Here is a 1,349-nt window from a genome sequence, read left to right as displayed (position 1 = left end):
GCGTTGTTCATGCCGTGGCTGCCGGTGCGCATGGCCTGGAGGTAGCGGGCGGGGTTCTTGCGGGCGGGGCCGTAGTAGTCGTTGGACCCGAAGACGTAGACGCCGGGGAAGTCCATCAGTGGGCCGAGCGCGTCCAGGGTGGCGGGGACGCCCTCCGGGTCGGAGAGGTTGTCGCCGGTGTTGACCACCAGGTCGGGCCGGAGGCCGGCGAGGCTCTGCAGCCAGCGCTGCTTCCTGCCCTGGCCGCTCACCATGTGGATGTCGGAGACCTGCAGTACCCGGATGGGTCGGGCGCCTCGGGGGAGGACCGGGACCTCGACCCGGCGGAGGCGGAAGGAACGGACCTCGTACCCAACGGAGTAGGCGAGGCAGGCGGCGCCGGTGGCGGCGATTCCGAGGGGAACGGAGTACAGCGGTCGCATCGGTCCATGCTCTCAGACGGCGGATCAGCAGGTGAACTGTCGGGGTGCGCCCGGGGACACGTCCGGTCACCCCTCGGGTCGTTCGCGCCGGGCGCGCAGGGCCCGGACCTTGTGGCGGTTGCCGCAGCGCTCCATCGAGCACCAGCGCCGTCGGCCCGGTCGCGAGGTGTCGACGAAGAGCAGCTGGCAGTCATCGGCGCCGCATTCGCGGATCCGGTCCGTGTACGGGCCGGTGAACAGGGCGATGGCGTCGCGGGCGAGGGTGGAGGCGAGCTGGTCGCCGTTGCCGGGCAGGGGCGGCGCCGCGGTGCCGTCGGGGGCGATCTGCGGGGCGAGCGGCGGCCGGGCGGCGGCGCGGTTGAGCACCGTGTGGTCGGCGGGATCGGCGGGGGCGCGGCCACCGCTCGCGCGGGCCGCGGTGAGGCGCCGGAGGGCGTCCCGCAGGGTGCGGACGGCGGCCAGTTGGTCGTCGCTGATCCGGACGGCGTCCGCCGGCAGGCCGAGCCGGGACTGTCCGAGCCACTCCAGCAGGTCGGACGGCCGGTGCAGGATCTCGTACCGGGCGTAGGGGCCGGGGCCGCCGGTGGGCAGCAGTTCCAGGCAGAGCGCGCCCGGGTCGAAGTGGAAGCGTGCTCCGCCGGGGTAGTGCAGGACCAGACCGGGGCTTCGCTCGTCCGTCATGTAACCAGTTTAAGAGGTTATCGATGGTGAGGGAAGGGCGCAGGGAAGAGTGTGGGAAGGGCGCAGGGGAGGGGGAGCGGACGGGTGGCGTTAATGGTGGGCACCGGAACGTGGCAGGTGGGAGACTCGGGGCCATGACGACGCTCAAGGAGCAGCTGCACCAGGACCTGACGGCTGCCATCAGGGACCGGGACGAGCTGCGCTCGTCCACCATCCGGCTCACGCTGTCGGCCGTCACCAGCGAGG

At 72.4% G+C, this 1,349-nt stretch carries 2 protein-coding genes and 1 pseudogene; 1 reads left to right on the top strand and 2 read right to left on the bottom strand.

Features of this window, described 5'->3' with window-relative positions:
- Window positions 1-422 (bottom strand): metallophosphoesterase (locus BI06_RS08235; RefSeq protein WP_043467443.1); only part of this gene is annotated, 422 nt, incomplete at its 3' end.
- 66 nt (window positions 423-488) lie between these two features.
- A complete protein-coding gene (locus BI06_RS08230) occupies window positions 489-1,103 on the bottom strand; it encodes an ABATE domain-containing protein (RefSeq protein WP_043466758.1) in 615 nt (204 codons plus the stop codon).
- Window positions 1,104-1,237: 134 nt separating this feature from the next.
- On the opposite strand from BI06_RS08230, the pseudogene BI06_RS53285 reads away from it, so the two are divergent.
- Window positions 1,238-1,349 (top strand): annotated as a pseudogene (locus BI06_RS53285) (GatB/YqeY domain-containing protein); the annotation flags it as partial.

Origin of the sequence: Kitasatospora sp. MBT66 (genome assembly GCF_000710405.2) — a bacterium.
GTDB lineage: Bacteria > Actinomycetota > Actinomycetes > Streptomycetales > Streptomycetaceae > Kitasatospora > Kitasatospora purpeofusca.
This window is presented reverse-complemented; position numbering and strand designations above follow the sequence as displayed.